17 protein-coding genes and 1 pseudogene are annotated in these 19,073 nt (G+C 65.5%); 9 read left to right on the forward strand and 9 right to left on the reverse strand.

The features are described from left to right. Positions 1-13 precede the first annotated feature (13 nt). Both M3O59_RS17880 and M3O59_RS17885 read left to right on the forward strand, forming a co-directional pair. The gene (locus M3O59_RS17880) at positions 14-181 is read left to right on the forward strand and encodes a hypothetical protein (protein ID WP_249047940.1); all 168 of its coding nucleotides are present in this window, start codon (positions 14-16) and stop codon (positions 179-181) included. A gap of 81 nt (positions 182-262) precedes the next feature. After that, positions 263-820, forward strand: a complete 558-nt coding sequence (locus tag M3O59_RS17885) for a fasciclin domain-containing protein (RefSeq protein WP_181920651.1) — start codon at positions 263-265, stop codon at positions 818-820. Between the two features lie 178 nt (positions 821-998). Here M3O59_RS17885 and M3O59_RS17890 read toward each other — a convergent pair whose 3' ends face one another. From M3O59_RS17890 to M3O59_RS17905, 4 genes are all read right to left on the reverse strand, one after another. After that, the gene (locus M3O59_RS17890; RefSeq protein WP_116906686.1) at positions 999-2,450 is read right to left on the reverse strand and encodes a UdgX family uracil-DNA binding protein; all 1,452 of its coding nucleotides are present in this window, start codon (positions 2,448-2,450) and stop codon (positions 999-1,001) included. A gap of 135 nt (positions 2,451-2,585) precedes the next feature. Then, a complete protein-coding gene (locus M3O59_RS17895; RefSeq protein ID WP_064634682.1) occupies positions 2,586-3,830 on the reverse strand; it encodes a putative DNA modification/repair radical SAM protein in 1,245 nt (414 codons plus the stop codon). A gap of 379 nt (positions 3,831-4,209) precedes the next feature. After that, positions 4,210-5,028 carry a dioxygenase family protein gene (locus tag M3O59_RS17900; protein WP_116906687.1) on the reverse strand — a complete coding sequence of 273 codons (819 nt, stop codon included), beginning with the start codon at positions 5,026-5,028 and terminating at the stop codon, positions 4,210-4,212. Beyond that, positions 5,025-5,450, reverse strand: coding sequence for a DoxX family protein (locus tag M3O59_RS17905; RefSeq protein WP_064634680.1), 426 nt, complete (start codon positions 5,448-5,450; stop codon positions 5,025-5,027). The genes M3O59_RS17900 and M3O59_RS17905 overlap by 4 nt, the downstream gene beginning before the upstream one ends. A 34-nt stretch (positions 5,451-5,484) precedes the next feature. Here M3O59_RS17905 and M3O59_RS17910 point away from each other — a divergent pair. The 6 genes and pseudogenes from M3O59_RS17910 to M3O59_RS17935 all read left to right on the forward strand — a co-directional run. Then, positions 5,485-6,157, forward strand: a pseudogene (locus M3O59_RS17910) (substrate binding domain-containing protein); the annotation flags it as partial. A 133-nt stretch (positions 6,158-6,290) separates the two neighbouring features. Continuing rightward, positions 6,291-6,860: a flavodoxin family protein gene (locus M3O59_RS17915; protein WP_064634679.1), complete on the forward strand. Its 570-nt coding sequence runs from the start codon at positions 6,291-6,293 to the stop codon at positions 6,858-6,860. A gap of 141 nt (positions 6,861-7,001) precedes the next feature. Then, entirely contained in the window at positions 7,002-7,997 is a 996-nt protein-coding gene (locus M3O59_RS17920; RefSeq protein ID WP_064634678.1) for an aldo/keto reductase, read from the forward strand. 312 nt (positions 7,998-8,309) lie between these two features. Then, positions 8,310-9,005 carry a glycosyltransferase gene (locus M3O59_RS17925; RefSeq protein ID WP_116906688.1) on the forward strand — a complete coding sequence of 232 codons (696 nt, stop codon included), beginning with the start codon at positions 8,310-8,312 and terminating at the stop codon, positions 9,003-9,005. A gap of 149 nt (positions 9,006-9,154) precedes the next feature. After that, the gene (locus tag M3O59_RS17930; RefSeq protein ID WP_147308566.1) at positions 9,155-11,224 is read left to right on the forward strand and encodes a M13 family metallopeptidase; all 2,070 of its coding nucleotides are present in this window, start codon (positions 9,155-9,157) and stop codon (positions 11,222-11,224) included. Between the two features lie 192 nt (positions 11,225-11,416). Then, entirely contained in the window at positions 11,417-11,839 is a 423-nt protein-coding gene (locus M3O59_RS17935; RefSeq protein WP_249054634.1) for a hypothetical protein, read from the forward strand. 366 nt (positions 11,840-12,205) lie between these two features. Here the strand turns inward: M3O59_RS17935 and M3O59_RS17940 are convergent, their stop codons facing one another. Then, complete coding sequence (locus M3O59_RS17940) at positions 12,206-13,132, reverse strand: oxygenase MpaB family protein (RefSeq protein ID WP_249047004.1); 927 nt, start codon at positions 13,130-13,132, stop codon at positions 12,206-12,208. A 612-nt stretch (positions 13,133-13,744) separates the two neighbouring features. On the opposite strand from M3O59_RS17940, the gene M3O59_RS17945 reads away from it, so the two are divergent. After that, positions 13,745-14,344 carry a hypothetical protein gene (locus tag M3O59_RS17945; RefSeq protein ID WP_064634449.1) on the forward strand — a complete coding sequence of 200 codons (600 nt, stop codon included), beginning with the start codon at positions 13,745-13,747 and terminating at the stop codon, positions 14,342-14,344. A 198-nt stretch (positions 14,345-14,542) separates the two neighbouring features. On the opposite strand, the gene M3O59_RS17950 is transcribed toward M3O59_RS17945, so the two are convergent. The 4 genes from M3O59_RS17950 to M3O59_RS17965 form a co-directional block, all read right to left on the reverse strand. Continuing rightward, the gene (locus tag M3O59_RS17950) at positions 14,543-16,138 is read right to left on the reverse strand and encodes an APC family permease (protein ID WP_064634434.1); all 1,596 of its coding nucleotides are present in this window, start codon (positions 16,136-16,138) and stop codon (positions 14,543-14,545) included. Between the two features lie 161 nt (positions 16,139-16,299). Continuing rightward, positions 16,300-16,668: a hypothetical protein gene (locus M3O59_RS17955; protein ID WP_249047005.1), complete on the reverse strand. Its 369-nt coding sequence runs from the start codon at positions 16,666-16,668 to the stop codon at positions 16,300-16,302. Positions 16,669-16,847: 179 nt separating this feature from the next. After that, a complete protein-coding gene (locus M3O59_RS17960) occupies positions 16,848-17,624 on the reverse strand; it encodes a LytR/AlgR family response regulator transcription factor (protein ID WP_116906177.1) in 777 nt (258 codons plus the stop codon). Continuing rightward, positions 17,621-18,916, reverse strand: a complete 1,296-nt coding sequence (locus M3O59_RS17965; protein WP_064634437.1) for a sensor histidine kinase — start codon at positions 18,914-18,916, stop codon at positions 17,621-17,623. The genes M3O59_RS17960 and M3O59_RS17965 overlap by 4 nt, the downstream gene beginning before the upstream one ends. Positions 18,917-19,073 lie beyond the last annotated feature (157 nt).

Below are 19,073 nucleotides of genomic sequence, written 5' to 3' on the forward strand. Positions count from 1 at the left end.
GTCAATTCGCTGGATGCGTGTTGAGAACGCTGCATTTCGCCAAGTGGATTTTCATCTGTCAGTCGGCATCGTTGCCATCGTCGATCGAACAGACGCATCGCATCGCGTCCTTTCCGCAATGATGACACGAAAGATATGGAGTGACGCTGCAATGCAGCACGGCCATGTGAAAAACACGTGATGCATCCGCGCCGCATCCAGGCGCGTATCCAGCATTACGATTGCCATCCAGGCGATCGCTTACCCAAAGGATCGATGCCTCATGAAGACCTCATTCCAGTCGCTTGCCGTTGCCACCGCCATTGCCCTAAGCAGCGCGATGGCCCCCGCCTACGCTGCGTCCAATCCGACCGTTGGCGGCGCGCCGATGCTGGTGACCAAGGATATTGTCGACAACGCGGTCAACTCCAAGGACCACACCACGTTGGTGGCTGCCGTCAAAGCGGCCGGTCTGGTCGACACGCTGAAGGGCCCGGGTCCGTTCACCGTGTTCGCGCCCACCAATGCGGCCTTCTCTGCACTGCCGGCTGGCACCGTGGACACCTTGCTCAAGCCCGAATCCAAGCCGACGCTGACCAAGGTGCTGACCTATCACGTGGTGCCGGGCAAGGTGGATGCCGCCTCGCTGATCGCCAAGATCAAGGCCGGCGGCGGTAGTGCCACGCTGACCACCGTGCAGGGTGAACCGCTTACCGCAAAGCTCAATGGCAAGAAGGTCACCATTACCGACGTCAAGGGCAATACCGCCAACGTCACCATCGCCGATGTCATGCAGAGCAATGGCGTGATCCACGTGGTGGACAAGGTATTGATGCCGTAATTGCCTGCAGTTGCAGCGCGATGCCTCCTTGCTGATGTGTGTACGGAGTGACCGGCGTGCCGGTCGCTCCGTTTGGTGTGCTGATTCTCCGACACCGTGCGCGTGCATTTGTACGCGTATTTTTTTGCCTGTATTTCGGCCTGGAGCGGCTAGTAAAACGGAGCGGGTCCTTTTTTAACTACTCTTGCTTTTCGTTTTCGAACGCTGGTTCCGGCGGCTGCGGTGGGCTCAATAACTGACGCAGATCTTCGACAAATCCGCGATAGCCTTCTTCGCGTGCATCCGTCGATGGCTGGCGCAACACCCAGGACGGATGCACCGTGGTCAGCACCGGCGTGCCGTCATCCAGACGCTGCCACTGCCCGCGTTGCTGCATCAATCGAAAACCGCTGCCCAACACCGCTTGTGCTGCAGTTGCGCCCAGACACACGATCTGCGCCGGGCGCAGCTGTGCGCGTTCCGCGTGCAACCATCCACTGCATGCCTGCACATGCGCGCGCTCCGGGTTGCGATGCAGCCGCCGCTTGCCGCGTTGCTCGAAGCGGAAATGCTTGACCGCGTTGGTCACATAGACCGTGGCGCGATCGATTCCGATCTCGCCCAGCGCCATGTTGAACAGGCGCCCGGCCGGCCCGACGAATGGACGCCCGCTCAGATCCTCTTCGTCGCCCGGCTGCTCGCCGATCACCATCACCGATGCATCGTTCGGACCTTCGCCGAACACCGTCTGCGTTGCCGGTTGCCACAACGCGCAACGCCGGCAATCGCGCGCGGCCACGCGCAACTGCGCCAGGCTTTGCGTGGCCACTTCCGGGACCGGCGCTGGCGCGACCGGCACTCGCCGCCGCACCGGCTCTGGCGCACGCTCGGCCATCTCGCGCACGCGCACGCCGGCCTCGCGGATCAGCTCCGGCAACAAGCTCGCCTCGGGCAGGTTCTTCCAGTATTTCTGCGGCATCTCCTGCCGCATCATGGTGGGATTGAGCCGCGCCGGATTGAAGATATGCGCGTAGTAAGTGCGCCACAGCGTCTCCTGCGCATCGTCGGCCGGCACTTGGGTGCGCACCGCACCCTCGCCGAACGTCAACGCCTCGCCATCCCAGCGCACGCTGCGATACGGAGTCAGAATCGCCCAGCGCATTCCAGCGAAACGGCGCGCGAAAAACGGCGCCACCCGATCCACGATCCAGTGTTCGGGCTCGAACCACGCCACAAAGTCTTCTTCTTCGCCGGGCAAGCGCCGAAAGCGTACGAAGGCCTTCATCTTGTGGGTATCGCGCTGCACCGCTTTTTGCCATTGCGCCACCCGATGCACATCGACATCGGTTGCCCGCTCCAGCAACGCGCGCTCACCGGACGCCAACCGCCACAACAGCCGATACAACACCGCATAGCGCTGCGGATCGCGATGACACAGCACCGCACCCGCCATCTGCAAGAACTCCGCCGACACCCGCGGCGCGGCAACCACCGCCGGCAAATCCAGCAACCCCTGCCCCATCAACAGCCCGCCCTGCACTCCCCCATTCCACGCAATGGAATCAGGCTCCACCTGCGCACACCACCCCGCCCGCGCCAGCGCACGCCACCCTTCCAGACTCCAACCGGGTTCTACTTCAGCGCTGAACATCGTTGACACCTGACCTCTCAATTCTCGCCATCGCCATCGCTCTACTGGCGGCGCCAAGGACTTTCCAACGCTGCGTGCGGCCGTACCCTCATCCGCCCTCTGGGCACCTTCTCCCGACGGGAGAAGGGACAGGCGTCACTCGAACAGACTGGCCTGGCGCGGCGCGGGTGCCAATTGCGCGCGCAACCGCACCGGGTCGTCCAGTCGTTGCCGCGGATGGTGATCGAGCACGCTCACGAACGGCAGCAGCTTTTTCATCGGCACGCGCAGCCGCGCCAGGTCGCCTACGCGCAGGCGCGCATGCCGGCGCGACAACAACAAGCGCTCCACGTTACGCGTGCCCAGGCCCGGCACGCGCAGCAGCATCTCGCGCGGCGCCACGTTCAAATCCACCGGAAAGCGCTCCGGGTTGCGTAGTGCCCATGCCAGCTTGGGATCCACGTCCAGATCCAGCATGCCGCTGGACTGCGCCGGCGCAATTTCCTCCACGCTGAAGTCGTAGAAGCGCAGCAACCAATCGGCCTGATACAGCCGGTGTTCGCGCTGCAACGGCGGTGCCTGCAGTGGCAACTTGGACGAGGCATCCGGGATCGGGCTAAAGGCCGAGTAGTACACCCGGCGCATGCGGTAATTGCCGTACAGATTGTGGCTGGTGTCCAGAATGCTGCGGTCGTTGGCATCGTCGGCGCCGACGATCATCTGTGTGCTCTGCCCGGCCGGTGCAAACCGTGGCGGCTTGGCGCGGCGCACTTTTTCGGCCTTGCGCTCAAGCTGATTTTCTTCGATGCGCCAGCGCAGCTCGCCCATTGCCGAGCGGATACCGCCCACGCTCTTTTCCGGCGCCAGCAGTGTCAGGCCCTGCTCGGTGGGCAACTCCACGTTGATGCTCAAGCGGTCGGCATAGCGCCCGGCCGCGGCCAGCAATTCCGGCGTTGCATCGGGGATGGTCTTGAGATGGATGTAGCCGGCGAAGTGATGCACCTCGCGCAGCTGCCGCGCCACTTCCACCAGCTGCTCCATGGTGTAGTCGGAGTTGCGGATGATGCCGCTGGACAGGAACAGGCCTTCGATGTAATTGCGCTTGTAGAAATCCAGCGTGAGCGTGACCACTTCTTCCGGCGTGAAGCGCGCGCGGCGCACGTTGCTGGACACGCGATTGACGCAATACGCGCAATCGAAGATGCAGAAGTTGGTCAGCAGGATTTTCAACAGCGACACGCAGCGGCCATCGGGCGTGTACGAGTGGCAAATGCCCATGCCCTCGGTGCTGCCGATCCCGCCGGTGCCGAGCGAATTGCGCTTGTTGGCGCCACTGGAGGCGCAGGAGGCGTCGTATTTTGCGGCGTCGGCGAGGACGGCGAGCTTGTCGAGGATTTTCACGCGGGCAGCATGCAGCGGCGGCGTCTCAGCCTATGAGATTGCGCCGCACCCGATCGTGAATGCTTCAGAGCACTAGCCGGTAGCACCTGCCGTCACGGCACACGCCTGGCCGCCCCGTGCCGACACCGGGGCACCGGCCAGAGACCTGCCTGCAGGCCCATGGTGGCACCGCGATCTTGGCGCCCTGGCAGTTCGACCAGGGCGCTTGCTGCTGGCAGCAACCTAATCTGTAGCACCGGCAATCACGTCAACCGGGTCGCCGCAAAACGCAATGCAGGCCGGGGCCTGAACCATCAGCCCGGTCAGCCTTGGCGGCACCGCGCAACCTTGGGCGAAATACCCCCAGCAGCGCAGTGCGACCTGCACTGGCGCACCGGCGCTATGCCGCAACCGGATCAGTCGGCGCCGCCCGGCCGTCGAAGCGGTAGATATCCATCGCCAGGAAACCCGCATCGATGCCGGCGTCGATGCGCTGCGCGCCGAGCCGGTCATCGCCAGCCGCGCCCATCGCCACGTACAGCGGCAGAAAATGTTCGTCGCTGGGATGCGCGCGTTCGGCATGCGGTGCCTGGCGGCGGTAGTCCAGCAGCGCGGAGATGTCGTTGTCGAGCAGCTTGCGCTCTGCCCATTCGATGAAGGGCCGCACGTACGGCGCTTCGCGCGCGTCGCTGTAGCCGTGGCGGAAGTCGTGCAGGTTGTGGGTGATGCTGCCCGAGCCGATCACCAGCACGCCGTCATCGCGCAACGGCGCCAGCGCGCGCCCTACCGCAAACTGGTGCGCGGGGCCAAGCTCGGGCTGGATCGACAGCGACACCACCGGGATGTCGGCGTCGGGATACAGCAGGCGCAGCGGCACCCAGACGCCGTGGTCGAAGCCGCGCTGCGGGTCCAGATGCGGATGCAGGCCGGCCCGCTCCAGCCGGCGCACGATCTGCTGCGCCAGTGCCGCCTCGCCGGGCGCCGGGTAGTCCAGCTCGTACAGCGGCGCCGGGAAGCCGCCGAAGTCGTGGATGGTGGACGGCCGCACCGCGCCGCTCACCAGCGGGCGACGGCCCAGCCAGTGCGCGCTGGCCACGACGATGGCGCGCGGCCGCGACAGCGCCTGCCGCAATTCGGCCAGCCGCTCGCCGACCTGCCCCGGCTGCAGTGCAGTCATCGGCGAGCCGTGCGAGATATACAGGGAGGGCAGGCGGGTCATGGACAGCTCCTCGATGGATGAAACACAGCTCCGCGCGATGGCTTCACTGCGAATGCGCCGTCGCCAGGCAACGCCTGCACGATCAGCAACACCGCCCACAGCGCCGGGTATTCCCAGCCGCCGCCCGGATTGGAGAAGCCGAACCCGTTGTCGCCATGCACGGCGACAACCGTGCCCAGCAGCACGTCCCGGCGCGCATAGGTGCCCAGCAGCAACAACACGCCCAGGCCGAACTCCAGCGTCATGCTGACGTACGCCAGCGCGCCGGGCAGGCCGAGCGACTGGAAATAGGCCGCGCTGCCAGCCGGGGTGAACACCAGCAGTTTGGTCAGACCATGCACCAGAAACAGCATGCCCAGGCTGATGCGCAGCAAGGCCGCGCCATAGGCAACGGAACGTGGGGATGCAAGAGCGGCGGTCATGGGCAGACTCCGTTGAGGGCACATTGCAGCCTACCGCCGGGTCAGCCTGACCAGTGCCGGCAGCGCGTACTACCAGCGCTGCCTGCAACTGCTCGCCGATCTGGACGACCTGGAAGCCACCATCGGCGCGCAGGCGCTGGAGCCGGCGGGCGTGCTGCGGGTGAATGCACCGGTGAGTTACGGCATCGGGCGCCAGGGCGCCTTGCTGCCGGGCTTTCGCGCGCTACCCGCAGGTAGAGCCGGACCTGTCGCTGTCCGACCGCCTGGTCGAGATGGTCGACATGGTCGACATGGTCAAAGAAGGTTTCGATGTCGCCATCCGCATCACCCGCCAGCCGGCGCCGATGCTGATCGCACGCCAACTGGGCAAGCTGCGGCTGCTGCCGTGTGCCTCGCCTGCCTACCTGGCGCGTGCAGGCACCCCGCAGCACCCCGCCGATCTGGCTGGCCACGAATGCCGGCTCTACCACTACGCGCCCACCGGCGACGAGGTGCGCTTACGGGCCCCAGGGCGACATCGACGTGCGCCTGCACGGCGGCCTGCGCGCCAACAGTGGGCACGTGCTGAGCGCGGCTGCGCTGCCCGGGCAAGGCATCGTGATCCAGCCGGATTTCCTGGCCGAACCGCACATCGCCGCCGGGCGCCGAAGGTGCGCAGCTTCATCGATTACCTGGTCGCGGGCATGGCCGAGCCGGGGCCTGCTTGAGTAGTGAGCAAGCGCATCGCGCTTCGACAGGCATCGGCAACCGACCCCGGCAACAGTTCGTCCCGCGCGTGGTCATTCTGCTGTCGCGGTCGGTGTGTACACAATCCCCGCCCCCCGTTCAACAGGAGTGTCCATGAGCAAGATCGCCATTGTGTATTTCAGCGGCTACGGCCACACCGTCAAGCAGGCCGAAGCGGTGCATGCCGGCGCAGCCAGCGTTGGCGAGGCCACGCTGTACCGCATCGACCAGGACGGCAACCTGCCCGACGACGCCTGGGAAGCGATCAGTGCCGCCGACGCCATCATCTACGGCAGCCCCACCTACATGGGCGGGCCGGCGTGGCAGTTCAAGAAATTTGCCGACGCCAGCTCCAAGCCGTGGTTTACCCAGGCGTGGAAGGACAAGATCGCGGCCGGCTTCACCAACTCGGCGTCCGTGAACGGCGACAAGGCCACCACCATCCAGTATTTCTGGACCCTGTCGCAGCAGCATGGCCAGATCTGGGTGGGCACCGGGCTGCCGCCAGCCAACACCAAGGCGCACGGCCCGCAGGACGTGAACTGGACCGGCGGCTGGGGCGGCGCACTGGCCATTTCGCCATCGGACGCATCGCCGGACGAAGCGCCGCGCGAAGGCGATCTGGAAACGGCCAGGCTGCTCGGCAAGCGCGTCGCCGAATACACCGCCAAGCTAAAGAGCTGACCGCAGCCCACAACAGCCCGCGGAATCCGGCAGCCTTGCCTGTTGAGTTCCGTAGGCTGCGCGTCAGTGCGCGGGCCACATCGCGCTAACGCCCGCCGCGCCATTGTTGCGCGATCTTTTTGCTGCACGGAGTCCCCCACCATGCAAACCCGCACACTTGGCCGTTCCGGCCCCACCGTTTCGGCGCTCGGCCTTGGCTGCATGGGCATGAGTGCGTTCTATGGCGACCGCAGCGACGAGGCCGCGTCGATCGCGGTGATCCACCGCGCGCTCGACCGTGGTATCAGCCTGCTCGACACCGCCGACATGTACGGCCCGCATACCAATGAAGTGCTGGTCGGCAAGGCGATCGCTTCGCGCCGGCACGAAGTGTTCCTGGCCACCAAATTCGGCATCAAGCTCGACCCCAACGACCCGTCGGTGCGTGGCATCGATGGCAGCCCGGCGTACGTGCAATCCGCGTGCGAGGCCAGCCTGCGCCGGTTGGGGGTGGAGCACATCGATCTGTACTACCAGCACCGCGTCGATCCCAACGTGCCGATCGAAGACACCGTGGGTGCGATGGCGCGCCTGGTCGACCAGGGCAAGGTGCGCTTTCTCGGCTTGTCGGAAGCGGCCGCGGCCACCATTCGCCGTGCGCATGCGGTGCATCCCATCACCGCGGTACAGACCGAATATTCGTTGTGGTCGCGCGAGCCGGAAGACAACGGCGTGTTCGCCGCGGTGCGCGAACTCGGCATCGGGTTCGTGCCGTACTCGCCGCTGGGGCGCGGCTTTTTGACTGGCGCGTTTTCGTCGCCGGACGATTTCGATGCCGGCGATTACCGCCGCCATTCGCCGCGCTTTCAGGGCGACAACTTCACCCGCAACCTGCAGCTGGTGGAGCAGGTCAAGGCGATTGCTGCCGACAAGGACATCACGCCCGGGCAACTGGCACTGGCGTGGGTCCTGGCACAGGGCCAGGACCTGATTCCGATTCCGGGCACCAAGCGGCTGGCCTATCTGGAAGAAAACATCGGCGCGCTGGACGTGGCGCTGATGCCGGACGAACTGGCCCGCATCGATGCCATCTTCCCGCCCCAGGCTGCGGCCGGCACGCGCTATCCGGAAGCGATGATGGGTGCGGTCAACCGCTGAGCCAACGCCGCGTGGTTGCACATCGGCCACGCGGCCGCTGGCTCGGGGCATTTGCAGGTCTGACTGACCTCGATGGCTCGGTTGCTCACGTCCAGGCGCGGTGGCGTCCCTTTCCGCAGCGATCGCGATGCGCAAGCGCTGGCGCACGCCGCCGCAGGTTCCTGCGTAGGCATCGAGGTGGCTGCACGCCCGGGCAAGGCACGCAACCGTCGCGCTCGCTTCGGCGCCGCGTCACCGGGCTGACCGCGTGTACTCACGCCGCCGCATCGTCTGCGCTTGCACACTCGGCAGCACTCCACACCGCGTACGCCCATGCTGTCCTTCGTGATCCCCGCCCATGACGAAGCCGCGCTGATCGGCGACACGCTGCAGTGCCTGCATGCCTGCGCGCAGGCCATGCAGCTGGACTACGAGGTGATTGTGGTGGCGGATGCCTGCGCAGATGAGACCGCCGTCATCGCGCGCAGCAATGGTGCGCAGGTCCTGGAAGTGCAATTGCGGCATATAGCCGCCACCCGCAACGCCGGCGCGCAGGCCGCACACGGCGAGCGCCTGCTGTTTCTGGATGCCGACACCTTGATCAACCCGCAGGTGGTTGGCGCGGCGCTGGATGCGCTGGATGCCGGCGCGGTGGGCGGCGGTGCGCAGGTGCATCTGCAGGGCAAACGCGTGTGGTCAGAGCGCGCAGCGCAAGCGATGTTTGGCTGGTTTTTTCGTGTTTCCGGCATTGCGCCGGGGTGCTTCCTGTTCTGCACGCGCGTGGCATTCGTCAGCGCCGGCGGCTTCGATACGCGTTATTACGCCGGCGAAGATGTGGCCCTGAGCCGCGCGCTGGCGCGCTGCGGGCGCTTTGTGATCTTGCGCCAGACCGTGCACACCTCCGACCGCAAGTTGCGCAGCTTTTCCAAGCGCGAACACCTTGGTCTGCTGCTGCGGTTTCTATGGCGTGGGCGGCGCATGTTGCAGACCCGCGATGCGCTCGGTTTCTGGTATCAGCGCCGGCGCTGAACCGAGCGTGTCCGCAACACCCCGATCCGCAGTGGAGCCTGCCCTCGAGCCGGCACATGACACCGCAGGCCACTTACACTGTGCTGCCTGTCTCGGTATACGAGTTACGCCGCATGGCTTCCTTGCATCGCCTCGTCCTGATCGCTGCCATCTCTGCTGCGCTGCTGACCACCGCCGCGTGTCACCGCGATGGCGTGGCACCGGCCGCGAGCACGCACGCAACCCCGCCCCCCAGTACGCCCAAGCTCGGCGATTTCGGCTTCGATGTTGCCGGCATGGACCGCAGCGTGGCGCCGGGAGACGACTTCTTCGATTACGCCAGCGGTAACTGGGTCAAGACCACACAGATTCCCAAAGACCGCTCCAGCTTCAACAGCTTCGTCGCCATCGCCATCGAGACCGAGCGGCATAGCCGCGACATCATCGAAGGCGCTGCCGCCAACGACCGCGTCACCGGCGAAGACAAGCAGATCGGCGACTACTACGCCGCCTACATGGACGAAGCCAGCATCGAAGCCAAGGGCGTGCGCCCGGTGCAGCCGGAACTGGATGCGATCGCCCAGCTCGACGACAAGCAGGCGCTGGCGCGCACCCTGGGCGGCCAGCTGCGTGCCGACGTGGATCTGCTCAATTCCACCAATTTCTACACCGACCGGCTGTTCGGCCTGTGGGTGTCGCAGGATCTGCATCACCCTGACCGCTATGTGCCGTATCTGGTGCAAGGCGGCCTGGGCATGCCGGAGCGCAGTTTCTATCTCGACGGTGGGCGCATGGCGCGGCTGCGCGATGCCTACCGCACGCACATCGTCACGCTGCTGGAGCTGGCCGGCATCGGCGATGCGCAGGCCAGGGCCGAGCGCATCCTGGCACTGGAAACCGCCATCGCGCATGTGCACGCCACCGCCGAGCAGACCAACAACGTGCAGGCCGGCGCCAATGCCTGGAGACAGGCCGATTTCGTGCGCAATGCCCCGGGCCTGGACTGGACGCTGTTCTTCGATGCAGCCGGTTTGAACGCACAGCAGGACTTCATCGTGTGGCAGCCGCGCGCGGTGAGCGGATTGTCGGCGCTGGTGCACTCCGAGCCGCTGCAGACCTGGAAGGATTATCTGGCCTTCCGCGCGCTGGACCGCGCCTCGCCGTATCTGTCCAAGGCCTTCGCCGACGAGCGCTTCGCGTTCTACGGCACCACCCTGGAAGACACCCCGCAGCAGCGTCAGCGCTGGAAACGCGGCATCGACGCGACCAACGCAGCCCTGGGCGAAGCGGTTGGCAAGCGCTATGTGCAGAAGTACGTCAGCGCGCAGACCAAGACGCGGGCCGAAGAGATGGTCAAGAACATCATCACCGCGTTCGGCAAGCGCATCGATGCGCTGGGATGGATGAGCGCCGAGACCAAGCAGCACGCCAAGGCCAAGATCGCCGGTTTGACGGTGGCGGTGGGCTACCCGGACACCTGGCGCGACTACAGCGCGCTGGAGGTGCGTCGCGACGATGCACTGGGCAATGTGCAACGCGCCCAGCTGTTCGAGTACCGCCGCAACCTGGCCAAGCTCGGCAAGGCGGTCGATCACCACGAGTGGTACCTGTTGCCGCAGGAGGTCAACGCGCTGAATGTACCGCTGGAAAATCGCCTGCTCTTCCCGGCAGCGATCCTGCAGCCGCCGTTCTTCGACCCGGCTGCCGACGATGCGGTGAACTACGGTGCGATCGGCGCGGTGATCGGGCACGAAATCAGCCACAGCTTCGACAACATGGGCGCGTTGTTCGACGAACATGGCAAGCTGCACAACTGGTGGACGCCGCAGGACCTGAAGAAGTTCGAGAGCGCCGGCAACGCGTTGGCCGCGCAGTTCAGTGCCTACAAACCGTTCGACGATTTGTCGGTCAACGGCAAACTGACGTTGGGCGAAAACATCGCCGACGTCGCGGGCCTGGCCACTGCCTACGATGCCTACCAGTTGTCGCTGCAGGGCAAGCAGCCGCAGACCATCGACGGTTTCAGCCCGGATCAGCGCTTTTTCCTGGGCTTTGCGCAAGCCTGGCGCGGCAAGTACCGCGACGCAGCGCTGCGCAATGTCGTGCTCACCGACGTGCACGCCCCCGGCCGCTTCCGCGCGCAAACCGTACGCAATCTGGATGCGTGGTATCCGGCCTTCGACGTGACCCAGGACCAGCAGCTGTATCTGGCGCCTGAGCAGCGGGTCAAGATCTGGTAGTTGTTGGCGCTGGTTGCTGCAGGGCTGTTTGGACTGATCGCTGCAGAGCTACTGTTCAACACTGGTGCTATCGCGTGACTGATACGCGTGTCTGCTGCGCAGTTCTTCGCTGCTAGGACTGGTCTGGTGTTGAAGGTTGAGTGACATCGCCACGGGATCGGGCGTGACATGAGACGCCGCTAAGCTTTATGCGTGCATGTTATTGCTGTTGCTGTTGCTGTTGCTGTTGCTGTTGCTGTTGCTGTTGTTGCTGTTGTTGCTTTTGCTGTTGCTGTTGCTGTTGTTGTTGCTTTTGCTGTTGCTGTTGCTTTTGCTTTTGCTGTTGCTGTTGCTGTTGCTTTTGCTGTTGCTGTTGCTTTTGCTTTTGCTGTTGCTTTTGCTTTTGCTGTTGCTGTTGCTGTTGCTGTTGCTGTTGCTGTTGCTGTTGTTGTTGTTGTTGTTGCTGTTGCTGTTGCTGTTGCTGTTGCTGTTGCTGTTGCTGTTGTTGTTGCTGTTGCTGTTGCTGTTGCTGTTGTTGTTGCTGTTGTTGTTGCTGTTGCTGTTGTTGTTGCTGTTGCTGTTGCTGTTGTTGTTGCTGTTGTTGCTGCTGCTGTACCGGTTCTCAGCACGAAGTGATCAGCGCAGCACTTACGATTCCTGTGCTGGCTTGCCTGCTTCGAGACCCGTGACGCCTGGGCTGCCGCTCGACGTGCGCCCTACCCTCACCCCAACCCCTCTCCCGAGGGGAGAGGGGCTAGTTTTTTTACCCTCACCTCAGCGCGAGAGGGGCTAGTGTTCGATTGCTGCTGGCATGCAGGATGCTGCACGCAACGCTGCACCTAGCCGCTGCGGCAGCAGGGTGCTGAAAGCCCCTCTCCCCTCGGGAGAGGGGTTGGGGTGAGGGTACGGTGTCGCATCACGCTACCGCCCGCGCGCATCCTCGCTTGTGAGCCGCTCCCGGGCCGCGCCATGTCGCTCGCAACCAACCCAACCTCGCAACCATCACGCCCGGTCAGGCCACTCCAGCAACATCGCCGGCGGCATTTGCATGCGCCTGCACCCGCGCGCAGACAGGCCATCGCGTAATGCAGTGCGGAACAGCGGCGACAGGCCGCGTAGCAGACGTGCCGATGCGCGCGCCTGCGCGCGTTGCGTGGTGGTGCGGCCGAGCATGTCGCTGGCCCAGCCGGGCAACAAGGCCATGCCCGCGCCAAGAAACACGCCGCGCGACAGGCCTGCGGCGGGCACCGGTAGCTGGATGCTGGTGAGGATGTCGAGCACCTCGCGCGAACGTGCGTCCATACGCAACTGGCCGCGCACCGACGCAAAATACCTGTCCACCTCGGCCTCGCTGGCGGGTACGTTGGTGGCGCCCAGGGCTTCGGCCACGCGTCGCGCTTCGTCGTAATAGCGGTCGGCGATGGCGCCCGGCACGTCGCGGCAATAGCGCCGGCATCCCTGCAGAAAACCGTACGCCTGGGTGACATGCACCCAGGTCAGCAGCGCAGGATCGTTGGCTTCGTACGGCACGCCGTCGGCAGTGTGGCCGCGGATATGCGAATGGATGTTGCGCACGCGCGCAATCAACTGCTCGGCCTCCGCACGAGGCGCGTAGGTCGTGCCGGCGACGAAGTTGGTGGTGCGCCGTAGCCGTCCAACCAGGTCGGCGCGGAAGTTGGAATGGTCGTAGACCCCGGCCAGCGCGCGCGGGTGCAGCAGTTGCAGCATCAATGCGCACAACCCGTCGGACAGCATGCCGGGGAATTCGGAGTGGATGCGCCAGGTGACGCTGTCGGGCCCGAAGATGCCGGGGTCGCCCAGTGGCTGGTCGTATTCGATGGTGCTCTGACCACGCGGAAACGCGCCAAGCACCCAGCGGCGGATCTGTTCGGCGGCGGGGGCGGTGAGGGCACGCAGGACGGCTGACATGCGGCGATGATACGGGTGCGCCTGCACGACCGCGTCAGCATCCGCCCGGTCGGGCACAGCTGCCTCATCCGCCCGTTAGGCACAGACCTGCGCCCTCGTTCGTTGCAGTCGAGCCAGCGAGCGCGCACACGCGAGTGAAGCGTCAGCGCCGGCGCTCGTCATCGTCAGAGAGCGCCAGGTGCTGCGGAAGGATCCCAACACGCGAATCACAATCCCGGGTCCGTCCACCTGCAATGTCCTCCCGGCGGCGGTGCCGTCATTCTGGTGGCCGCTCTGGTCCGCACAGACGGCGCCGTCCACTCCACGGCCCACATCTCGGTCACGCAGGCATCGCCGCACTGTCAGGTGTGCAGTGCAACAAGAGAGGCGACGCAACGCACGCGCGATCTGGCGTGATTGCGGCTAAACCACCTGAATTCAGCGTTTTGTGCGTGGATGCGCAACTTTGCGCGGCCATAGGGTCGCCTCAGGCATTGCCATGCACGGCGAAAGTGCTAGAACTAGGGCCGTCCGACAGCGTCCGTGCATGGCACGGCGCATCGGGCGCTCCAGGGCACCGGCCGCGGCCAGTGCAGCAAGTCGTTCGTACCAGCCAACCGTCAGGAGCTTGTCATGATCGCTTTGTTCCAGGGTTTAGGCCTGCTATTGCAGGACAATGCACTCCATCGGCTCTCCTTCGACGAGCAGGTGGCTCACTGGCGCGACAAGACCGACGCGCAGCTGGACGAAGAGCTCACGCTGCTCAAGTTGGCCAAGAAACAATGGGTGATCGCCTCGATCATCGGCTGGCAGGCGATCTCGCTGGTGCTGCTGGGGGTCATCACCCACCAGCTGTGGCAGAACGATTACCACCTGACCTTCAGCCGCGTGGTGATCATCTTTACCTCGTGGGCGTCGATCCTGTTCGTGATGTGGTACATCGCCGACCTGTTCGACCATAGCGCCGGTTTCGAGCGCTGGCTGCGTGCCTTCAACAGCCGCGAGCGGTTGACGCCGGACGCGGACTCGGTCGAGTGCGTGGCCGATGCGCTGGACATGACGCGCAGCTACCCGGAAGTGTTGCGCTACAAGCAGGATGTGAGCTCCAAGCGCGAGCTGCGCCACGAAGACATCGTCAACATGCGTGAAATGGGCCGGTTACGCCGCTATGCCGAACTGTTGCGCGACCTCGACCGCTTCGATGGCGCGCCGCGGCTGGTGGTCAATTCCTGACAAACCCCGGCATGCCGATGCAATGAGGTCGTACAACGGCAACACATCACCGCAGCGCTCGTGGGCTGCAAACAAAAACGGCCGGTGCGCACTGCACCGGCCGTTTTTGTTTGATTTTCAGCGGCTAGTGCGCGCCGGTTGCCGGGACGTCCTGCAACCGCCAGCACGCGCTGGCAGCGCACCGACTGCGCAACCCACTCAGGCCTGCGCAACCGCCTTTTCCACCGACGGGGTGCGCCAACCGCTGCGCACGCCCCAGATGTAGAACACCACGCCGACGGCAGCAACCACGGCCAGGTCGGTGCCGTAGCTGAGATAGCCGTGGCCACCGAAATCGCTGCTGCCGGCCCAGGACAGCAGCGCGATCATCGGCAGGTAGCAGATCATCCAGGCCGCGCCCTTCAAGTTGCGGCGCAGGTCCGGCCAGCCCTGCTTGGCCTGGTAGTAGCAGTACACCGGCAGCGCCACGACCATCAGCAGGATGATCTCGCCGGTCAGCGGCCAGCGCGCCCAGTAGAGCAACTCGGTGGCCATCACGAAGGCCACCCCGGCCAGCACCGGCAGCGCGGCGATGCGCAGCGGGCGATGCAGCTCCGGTGCGTGGCGACGCAGCGCCATCGCGCTGATCGGGCCGGTGAGGTAGGAAATGATGGTGGCCACCGAGATCACCGCCGCCAGCGTGCCCCAGCCGCGGAAGAAGAACAGGAACACGAACGACACCGCCAGGTTGAAGAACATCGCCATGCGCGGCACGCCCCAGACCGGGTGCAGCTTGCCCAGCGCCGCCGGCATGGTGCCGTTCTTTTCCATGCCGTAGACCATGCGTGCGGTGGTCGCGGTATAGGTGATGCCGGTGCCGCTGGGGCTGACGAACGCATCGATGTACAGCAGCATCGCCAGCCAGTGCAGGTTGACGATGATGGCCAGCTCGGCGAACGGCGAGCGGAAATCGATGCCGTGCCAGCCGGCCTTGGCCAGCAGATCCGGCGGCACCGCGCCGATGTAGGCCACCTGCAGGATCACGTAGACCACCGTGGCCAGCGCGATCGAGCCCAGCACCGCGAACGGAATGCTGCGGCCCGGGTTGCGCGCCTCACCAGCCAGGTTCACCGGGCTCTGGAAGCCATTGAAGCTGAAGACGATGCCGGCGGTGGCCACGGCGGTAAGCACCGCAGCCAGGTCCAGCACGTGCGCATCGCCGTGGATGCCCACGCTGAAATTTTCGGTGTGGAACCCGCTGGCGATCAGCGCCACGCCGGTGGCGGCCGGCACCACCAGCTTGAACACGGTGATCAAGGTATTGGAGCGCGCGAACAGCTTGACGCTCCAGAAATTCAGGAAGAAATACACCAGCACCAGCACCGCCGAGATCAGCAGGCCCGGCACCGACAACTCGCCTGCCCCGCCAGGCGCCTGTACATACAGCCCTTGCGCCCAGGCCCACGGCCAGGAGGCCATGTACTGCACCGAGGCCTCGGCCTCGACCGGGATCACCGAAACGATGGCGATCCAGTTGGCCCAACCGGCGATGAAGCCGACCAGCGAGCCGTGCGAGTAATGGCTATAGCGCACCATGCCGCCGGACTCGGGGAACATGGCGCCCAACTCTGCGTAGGACAGCGCGATGGTGGTGATGATCGCCGCGCCCAGCACCCAGGCCCAGACCGCACCGGGGCCAGCCAGCCCGGCCGCGCGCCAGGCGCCGAACAACCAGCCGGAACCAATGATCGAGCCCAGACCGGTGAGCATGAGGGCGAAGGGGCCAACGTCGCGGCGCAGCGAGTGTTCGGACATGAGAAGCCTGGCAGTGAGGGCGCCGTGAACCGGCAACAAGCCGGTAATGATCGCAGAAGCGACCGCTTGCCGTCAGTGCGTATTCAGGCTTGGCGGAGTTTTGGTCGGTCGCGTCCCGCCGAATCTGCGCGCAGGCCCATGCGCGCAGCAACCTTCCTGGCTCAGCCGTGGCAGTCGGCGCGGGGTGCGGTACTGTCCACGCAGGCATGCATCTGACCCGAGACGCCGCGCAGTTCGCGCACCTGCCCCGGGGTCAGCGCAAAGCTGTCCAGGGTCTTGCGGGCGCAGGCCGGTGCGCTGGCGCTGTCGCCGCTGCGGGTGGCGCACTGTTCCTCGTAGATCAGGTAGTAGCAGTGGCCGGAGTCGCTGGCCAGGCAATGCACGTTGGTCGTGGTTGCGGTGGTCAGGGTCTTGCTGAAGATCACATCGCGGCCGTCGCTGGTGGCACGGGTGATGGAGGTGGTGCCATTGCGTTCGTGGCAGCCGGCCAGGGCGAGCAGGCAGTAGACCAGGGAGGCGATCAGGCGCATGAAGGTAGTCCTTTCGGTCGATGCAAACGGGGGAATCAGCAACAGCCGGCAACGCAATGGGCGGGCATCAGGCGGGCGCGCACGGTGTTCGGATTGGAGGTAATGCTCACGCACGCATTCCGGCTCCGAGCGCGCTGTCCGCATCCAGCGCGGCGCGCGCGACGTCTTGCCGGCCGCGCTCACATGCCGCGGAACAGGGTCATGAACGGCTGGCTGACGGTGAGCGTTTCGCTGCGGCCGCGCAGCGCCAGCCGGCCCTTGCCGGTGTCGTCGCGCACCACCGAGGCCACCGCTTTCATGTTGACGATGGTGGAGCGGTGGATCTGTTTGAACACCTGCCGGTCCAGTACCTCCAGCAGCTCGCGCAGCGGCGTGCGCAGCACCGCTTCGCCGGCGCAGGTCATCACCGTGGTGTATTTCTGGTCGGCCTGGAAATACGCCACGTCTTCCAGCGCGATCAAGCGGGTCTCGCGCCCGCTGCTGGCGGTGAGCCACGCCAGCGGCGGCGCGGCGCTGGTCGCCGCCGGGCGCGCCGACAGACGCTGCAGCAAGGCCTCCAGCAGCGCACCATCCGGCTGGCCGGCAGCGGCGCGCTGCTGCACGCGCTGCCAGGCCGCCTGCAGGCGCTCGCGGCTGATCGGCTTGAGCAGGTAATCCACCGCGCCGTGTTCGAACGCATCGATGGCGTACTGGTCGTAGGCGGTGACGAACACCACCTGGCTACGCGGGCTGACCTCACGCATGGCACGCGCCACGTCGATACCGGTGAGGCCGGGCATGCGGATATCCAGGAACACCACGTCCGGCTGCTGCGCGGCAATGGTCTCCAGCGCGCTGGCACCATCTTCGCAAGCGCCCACGACCTGCAGCAGCGGGCACACCTCGGCCAGCAGCGTCAGCAACGACTGCCGCAACAATGCCTCGTCTTCGGCAACGACTGCCCGCAACGCGCTCATGCCTGCACCTGCGGGGCGTGCGCCGCAGCGGTAGGCAACGGCGGCGGCGAGGGTGCGGCGACCAGCTGCGCCGGCAATGGCAGGCTGATGGTGGCAGCCACCCCGCTGGGGAAGTTGGAGACGATGGCAAAGCTGGCCTTGCCGGCATAGATCAGCTGCAGCCGCTCGCGCAGGTTCTTCAGCCCGATGCCGGTGCCCTGGCTGTGCGTGTTGAAGCCCTGCCCATCATCGGCCACGGTGAGGGTGGCATGGTCGTCGTGGCGGCGCGCCAGGATCCACACGGTGCCGCCGCCGGGCTTGGCTTCCAGCCCGTGCTTGATCGCGTTTTCCACCAACGTCTGCAGCATCATCGACGGCAGCGGCAGCGCACGCAGTTCGTAGGGCACTTCCACCTGCAAGGCCAGCCGCGCGCCCATGCGGATGCGCAGGATCTCCAGGTACGCCTGGGTGCGTTCGAGTTCTTCGCCAAGGGTGGCGATGGCGCCATCGGCGCTGGGCAGCGAGCTGCGCAGGTACTGGATCAGATGGCCGATCATGATGTCCGCACGCGGCGGGTCGGTGCGCGCCAGCACCTGTGCGCTGGCCAGGGTGTTGTAGAGAAAGTGCGGCTCGACCTGGGCGTGCAGCAGATTCAGGCGTGCCACCGCCAGTTCCTTTTCCATCACCGATTGCTCGGCGGCCGCCTGTTCGTCGCGACGCTGCTCGCCGACCCGGCGCACCACCGCGCGATTGATCGCCTCGGCGTTTTCGTAATTGCTGCCTTCGTCCACTGCGAACAGATCCACCCAGGCGCCGGCGTCGGGCTCGCACAACACGGTGACGCTGCTGGTGCCCTGCCCCGGCGTGATCGTTGCCAGGATCTGGTTATGGGTGATGGCAAAGCGCGCAAACAGGTTCCAGCGCGACGGCTGGCGGCCGGCGTACGGGTCGATGCGGCGCACCTTGGCACGAATCAGCAGGCTGCCCGGCGCGCATTCGATGTCCTGCACACGCGGCAGCGCACGCACCGCCTCTTCCATGACCGCAAAGCTGGCCTGCACATCCAGCGGCACTTCGATCTGGCGGCGCTGACGGGTGGACAAGGTGGTGTGATCCAGTCGCCCGGCGATCAGGCGGACCCGCCGCACATGGGTGATCGAACTCATCAACGCCAGCGTCAACAAGACCACGCAGGCCAAGGCGAAGAACGGGCCGATGGCGCCGAACAACTGCGCCCACATGATCCCGGCCACCACCAACGCGGCGGCCCAGGCGAACACGATACGCAGGATCATCAAGACGCTGGCAGACACAGGCGGGCAACTCGTTGGGTTGGCACGCGGCGAGCATAGCCGGCGCACGCGGCGGCGAAAGCACCGGGCGACGAATGGCCGGCAGCGCGGTACCAAGCGCCAGGATCGCGGTGCGAAACGCAAGGCGCTGCAGCGCCGGCAGCGGCTGACGCGCGCG

The sequence above is a fragment of the Xanthomonas nasturtii genome (genome assembly GCF_023337365.3).
Taxonomy (GTDB): domain Bacteria; phylum Pseudomonadota; class Gammaproteobacteria; order Xanthomonadales; family Xanthomonadaceae; genus Xanthomonas; species Xanthomonas nasturtii.

Excerpts from the sequence above, each read along its gene's own strand:
- M3O59_RS17880 (WP_249047940.1), top strand. The coding sequence starts at position 14 with ATGCGTGTTGAGAACGCTGCATTTCGCCAAGTGGATTTTCATCTGTCA.
- M3O59_RS17885 (WP_181920651.1), top strand. The coding sequence starts at position 263 with ATGAAGACCTCATTCCAGTCGCTTGCCGTTGCCACCGCCATTGCCCTA.
- M3O59_RS17890 (WP_116906686.1), bottom strand. The coding sequence starts at position 2,450 with ATGTTCAGCGCTGAAGTAGAACCCGGTTGGAGTCTGGAAGGGTGGCGT.
- M3O59_RS17900 (WP_116906687.1), bottom strand. The coding sequence starts at position 5,028 with ATGACCCGCCTGCCCTCCCTGTATATCTCGCACGGCTCGCCGATGACT.
- M3O59_RS17905 (WP_064634680.1), bottom strand. The coding sequence starts at position 5,450 with ATGACCGCCGCTCTTGCATCCCCACGTTCCGTTGCCTATGGCGCGGCC.
- M3O59_RS17915 (WP_064634679.1), top strand. The coding sequence starts at position 6,291 with ATGAGCAAGATCGCCATTGTGTATTTCAGCGGCTACGGCCACACCGTC.
- M3O59_RS17920 (WP_064634678.1), top strand. The coding sequence starts at position 7,002 with ATGCAAACCCGCACACTTGGCCGTTCCGGCCCCACCGTTTCGGCGCTC.
- M3O59_RS17925 (WP_116906688.1), top strand. The coding sequence starts at position 8,310 with ATGCTGTCCTTCGTGATCCCCGCCCATGACGAAGCCGCGCTGATCGGC.
- M3O59_RS17940 (WP_249047004.1), bottom strand. The coding sequence starts at position 13,132 with ATGTCAGCCGTCCTGCGTGCCCTCACCGCCCCCGCCGCCGAACAGATC.
- M3O59_RS17945 (WP_064634449.1), top strand. The coding sequence starts at position 13,745 with ATGATCGCTTTGTTCCAGGGTTTAGGCCTGCTATTGCAGGACAATGCA.
- M3O59_RS17950 (WP_064634434.1), bottom strand. The coding sequence starts at position 16,138 with ATGTCCGAACACTCGCTGCGCCGCGACGTTGGCCCCTTCGCCCTCATG.
- M3O59_RS17955 (WP_249047005.1), bottom strand. The coding sequence starts at position 16,668 with ATGCGCCTGATCGCCTCCCTGGTCTACTGCCTGCTCGCCCTGGCCGGC.
- M3O59_RS17960 (WP_116906177.1), bottom strand. The coding sequence starts at position 17,624 with ATGAGCGCGTTGCGGGCAGTCGTTGCCGAAGACGAGGCATTGTTGCGG.